General features: G+C 28.2%; 5 protein-coding genes. All 5 read right to left on the bottom strand.

From position 1 onward, the window contains the following. Positions 1–172 precede the first annotated feature (172 nt). The 5 genes from IDG60_RS05905 to IDG60_RS05885 all read right to left on the bottom strand — a co-directional run bounded on the left by IDG60_RS05905 (position 173) and on the right by IDG60_RS05885 (position 4415). Positions 173–289 (bottom strand): hypothetical protein, encoded by a 117-nt coding sequence (locus IDG60_RS05905; RefSeq protein ID WP_001789973.1) that lies wholly within the window; start codon positions 287–289, stop codon positions 173–175. 91 nt (positions 290–380) lie between these two features. Next, positions 381–854, bottom strand: a complete 474-nt coding sequence (locus IDG60_RS05900) for a cupin domain-containing protein (protein ID WP_000833486.1) — start codon at positions 852–854, stop codon at positions 381–383. Continuing rightward, positions 854–1570: a YebC/PmpR family DNA-binding transcriptional regulator gene (locus IDG60_RS05895; RefSeq protein WP_000532966.1), complete on the bottom strand. Its 717-nt coding sequence runs from the start codon at positions 1568–1570 to the stop codon at positions 854–856. The genes IDG60_RS05900 and IDG60_RS05895 overlap by 1 nt, the downstream gene beginning before the upstream one ends. A 189-nt stretch (positions 1571–1759) precedes the next feature. Then, the gene (sarX, locus tag IDG60_RS05890) at positions 1760–2119 is read right to left on the bottom strand and encodes an HTH-type transcriptional regulator SarX (protein WP_001090985.1); all 360 of its coding nucleotides are present in this window, start codon (positions 2117–2119) and stop codon (positions 1760–1762) included. Between the two features lie 145 nt (positions 2120–2264). Further along, positions 2265–4415: a helix-turn-helix transcriptional regulator gene (locus IDG60_RS05885; protein ID WP_001129749.1), complete on the bottom strand. Its 2151-nt coding sequence runs from the start codon at positions 4413–4415 to the stop codon at positions 2265–2267. Positions 4416–4917: the final 502 nt, after the last annotated feature.

The raw sequence follows: 4917 nt of genomic DNA, 5'->3' as shown, positions 1-4917 counted from the left end.
TAATTGGAGCCGTTCTTATGGACCTACATGATGAATGGATTTATTCTTCAAGAAAATACATCAATTTTGATAAGTAGAAATGGTAAAAACATTGTATAGCATTTTACACAGGAGTCTGGACTTGACTATTATTTTACTACAACTCGCTTCAATTTACTTAAAATAGACAATATTAATTAGATAGTACACACATTTCTTCATAAAAGTGATTTTTCAAAAATATAAATAACACACTCTTATCGTTTTCAAAATCATTTAATGCTATTTTCATTAAAAACAGCTGAAGCATCAAATCTATTCTGATTCAATCAAGAATACATATAAAAATGAAGTGACTCAAAGGTTTATTAACAACCTTCAAACCACTTCATTGATCATTTTTATTTTAAAGCATATTTTTCAATCACTGATTTAAGATGCGGATATTGTGTAATTAATTCAGATTGCTTAAACAATTCAAACTGCTTAAACTCAAATGCCGGTTGACACATACAACCTACTAAACTATAAGTATTTGAAATTTCGATTGAAGAAGCAAAAATTGTTCCTTTAGGCACTACATATTGCAATACATCTCCATTTTGGATATCAGTACCCAATGTTGCAGTCGTATATTCCCCATCCGGATTTATCATATGAATTGTTAGAGAATCACCAGCATGATAGTACCATACTTCATCAGCATCAATTCGATGAAAATGCGAAATATTGTCATCTGTAAGTAAAAAATAAATACTACTAAACGGCGCTCTGCGTCCATCTTTCAATACTTCTCGAATTGTCTCTCTATAGAAACCACCTTCAGGATGTGATTCAAGTTGCAATTCATCAATCCATTGTTCTGCTGATTTCATTATTTCAAATCCACATTATGGAATACGTTTTGTACATCTTCTAAATCTTCTAATGCATCGATTAATTTTTCAAATGTTACTTGGTCCGCTTCAGAAAGTTCAATATCTGTTTGAGGTAACATTTCAAATTCAGCAACTTTAAATTCTTCAACACCTGCTGCACGAAGCGCATCTTGAACGACTGCAAATTGATCTGGTTCAGCATAGACTATTGTCAATCCATTATCGTCAATCACATCATTTACATCTACATCTTGTTCCATTAATGTTTCAAGTATTTCGTCAACAGACTTTCCTTCAATACCAAATGTTGCCACATGATCAAACATATAAGCAACTGATCCAGATACACCCATATTACCGCCGTTTTTACCAAAAGCAGCTCGCACATCAGAGGCAGTACGATTTACATTATTTGTTAACGCATCAACAATTAGCATTGATCCGCTTGGGCCAAATCCTTCATATCTTAGGTGATCAAAGTTTTCGTCTCCAGCACCCTTAGCTTTATCTATTGCTTTTTCAATAATATGATTCGGCACTGAATATGTCTTAGCGCGTTCAAGCACCAACCTTAAAGCTTGGTTAGATTCTGGATTGGGTTCACCAGATTTTGCTGCAACATAAATCTCCTTACCAAATTTCGCATATATTCTACTTGTGTTTTTATCTTTTTGGGCCTTTTTTTCTTTAATGTTATTCCATTTACGTCCCATAATGTCATCTCGCTTTCGAACTGTTTAATTAACAACATATATTATACATGATTTTTTTATGTTTATATACATTTTCACAATTAACATTATTGAACTACGATTCCTTCAAACTGTTACTTAGTTTTAAAATATGTATAAATTAAAAATGTGCCGATAAGCAAATTCTATGCTTTCGACACTCAATTTCAATTAAATATTTAAAAATTGTTCTACATCTTCAAATAAAGCATTAAATTTAGATATATCATCATTATTTAAATAAATATAAATTTTACGCTCATCTTTAGATGATCTAACTTTACTAAGTCTTTCTTTTTCAATTAGTCTTCTTATAGAAACTAATAATTTTGTCCTACTTAAATCTAGCTCATCCATTGCAGTTTTTAAAAATGATTGCATAAGTACTTTTTCATCTTTGCAATGCTTCATCGTTAAATCTAAGACTGCTAAATCATTTAGCGACAACTTATATTTTTTATCAATATATTCAGATAATGCTTTATATTGTTTATAGAAGCCAAGCAATGTTTCTAATTTCTCAGTATTCAAAATGTTGCACCCCCAAATATATAAAGACAATGCTTCTGTCATTATTATCTTAAATTTTTTTGCCATTGTCTTTCTCATTTGTTTTTAATACGTTGTCAAAATTACCAACAAATGCAAATTAAATTTTGCAATACATATCAAGGTGTTATTTTTTTCCTATTTTAATTATGTATAACGCATTAAAAGTAACGTTAATATTCAAGGAATTATCACTAAAATTATGCTCTTTAATCTCGATTGCTGGTTTAAGGTAGTTGTCAATTTTAGATAGTAAACTAGGGTTCCATTCATATTTATCTCTTAATTCTTTAGAAATCAAATGATTAATGTTGCCACTATTTTCGTCCAATGTTTCTATTACAATTAGATATTTATCGTTTAAAACATTATTTTTGAAATTTATATAAACTTGACTATCCTCAAAATTGCTCATAATTGTCTCGCTCTCAATCACTCGCCAATCATAAATAACCAGGCAATAATAATTCTCTATATCAAAAATAGAATAATAACTGTTTTCGTATTTTGGTTTCGAGACATATTCGATAAATTTTTCCAATATAAGACCTAGTGTTGTTTTAAATCCATTTTTATCATATAGATGCATCGCATTAAATGTATGATGATTATCAAAAATGTTTAATCCAAAGCCATCAAAGTTGTGATACAGCGCACTTAATGTCTTATAAATTAATGGAGCACTATTACTTAAATCTCGTTCTTTATTATTAAGCAGTTTATGATTTTCAACATTTAGAAAAATAAGCTTTTCTTGTTCAATATCCAATTCATTAATTACTTGTTTTAAATTTTTAAAATGCAAAATATTTTTCAATAGTAACTCATCACTTTCCCCCATCAAATAAGGGCTACTTAAATTTGCATTATCTATTATTAACGAATCGAATTTAAGTCGCTTTATTTGTGATACTAGTGATTTAAAAACTGAAGGTTTTTCAAATAAACAGGTAATGTTCAATCCTAATTTCACATTCAACATGATGTTATGTAATTTTAATATCATTCGATAAATTGTTCTAATTTCCATCAATGATAAATCAAAAACAAAATGCACTTCGTAATTATTATGATTACTTAATTCGTTTGGAGATATTTGTCTGAAAACACTCATAAAAGCTTCTTCAACAAAATAAGTTGTTTCAATATCATTTATATTAAATGCTATCTTTAGATCACTTTCAATTATTGTTTTAATGATTGTGAATTTTTCTTCTTCGGACATGGTATTTTTACTTTTTAGAATCGATGGCATGATGAAAAAGACAACTTGACTGTTCTTATTCAATAAGGTTTTAAAGATTCCTTCTAAGAAAACTAATTTCATTTCTGTATAAGTATTTATTTGAATAACCGTTTGAAACAATTTAGGTGTTTCAAATTTGTCTTCATCAATATGTATAACATCAGTTAGGTGGTTTTTATAATGTTCAATATAATTCAATATGATTTCTTTTACTTCTTGCACCATTTTGCCTACTAGTGGTTCTGGCTTTAGCATTAAACATTTATTATATTTTGATAAATTACGATATTCATTCGGTGTTATATCCATATAACTTTTAAACATTTTAGAGTAAGTGGAGCTACTACTAAAACCTAAATGCTCACTTATGTTGCTAATAGTACTATCAGTAGTAAGTAGAATTTCAATCGATTTACCAATTTTCAAAGTATCAATATATTTTTTAAAACCCATGCCCATAAGTAAGTGGAATTGTGATGACAAATTTGACTTTGAGACAAATAATTTATCAGCGACACTTTTTAATGTCAATCGTTGATTTACATTTTGATAAATATATTCGAGCTCGTCACGTAAATCACCATAATAGGCATATCGATATTGATTTTGCGCAATCTTTTTATCCATACTTGCTTCTTTTGCAATGATTTTAATAATATCCTGTAATTTTCTAATATCAGCGTCATTGAGAGGTTGATTATCAAGATATCGATAAGTCAATTTTAATAGTAGACATTTCAAATTATAGGATGATTTAATCAACTTTGCTGTATAGTGGTAATTAAAGAAAGTAAAGCCTAATTCCGCAAACCAATCGCTACTCAAATACAACATGATCGTTTTTTTATTATTCTTAATACTAAATACATCCAGATGATTAATAATATATATATCATCTTCAATTATTTTACTTTTACGAAATTTTTGTAGTTCGATTTCCCCGTCAATTGGCCAAAATAAGACTATGCCATCTTGGCAACGCGTTGTCGCATATTCATTATTAGTAAGTATATGCAAGCATGATTTTGCCATAACTTTACCTCTTTCTATATTTAAGTACCACTTTTATCATTCCCTATAATATTTAACTTATTTAATTAAACGTAAATTTAACACAATACGAATACCAAATCAAAAATAAATAAAACTATATAATGGTTAATTTTTAAACTTATATATCAATCATTTAAATATTACAAAAATAGATGTAGTCAGTTTAATTAAACTATCCAATTGAAAACACACTACTTTTTAGTATTTTCAAAATAATTTTAAATGACCACATCTACAACGTATTACTATTATCTTTTGTTAGTTATATATTCATTTTCAATTTAAAAATAAACACTTATTTAAATCACATTCTACTTTTGAGATGAGCTCAAACTAACATTAAATTGTTTATATTATGATAAAGTCCGTATAATTGTGTAAAAGTAAAAAGGCCATATAACAGTCCTTTTACGGTACAATGTTTTTAACGACAAAAACATACCCAGGAGGACTTTTACATGACCCAAGTACATTTTACACT

The sequence above is a fragment of the Staphylococcus sp. EG-SA-2 genome (assembly GCF_017152085.1).
Note: the sequence above shows the minus strand (reverse complement) of the source record. Positions and strands in the feature narration are given on the sequence as shown.

Excerpts from the sequence above, each read along its gene's own strand:
- IDG60_RS05905 (WP_001789973.1), bottom strand. The coding sequence starts at position 289 with ATGCTTCAGCTGTTTTTAATGAAAATAGCATTAAATGATTTTGAAAAC.
- IDG60_RS05885 (WP_001129749.1), bottom strand. The coding sequence starts at position 4,415 with ATGGCAAAATCATGCTTGCATATACTTACTAATAATGAATATGCGACA.
- IDG60_RS05900 (WP_000833486.1), bottom strand. The coding sequence starts at position 854 with ATGAAATCAGCAGAACAATGGATTGATGAATTGCAACTTGAATCACAT.
- IDG60_RS05895 (WP_000532966.1), bottom strand. The coding sequence starts at position 1,570 with ATGGGACGTAAATGGAATAACATTAAAGAAAAAAAGGCCCAAAAAGAT.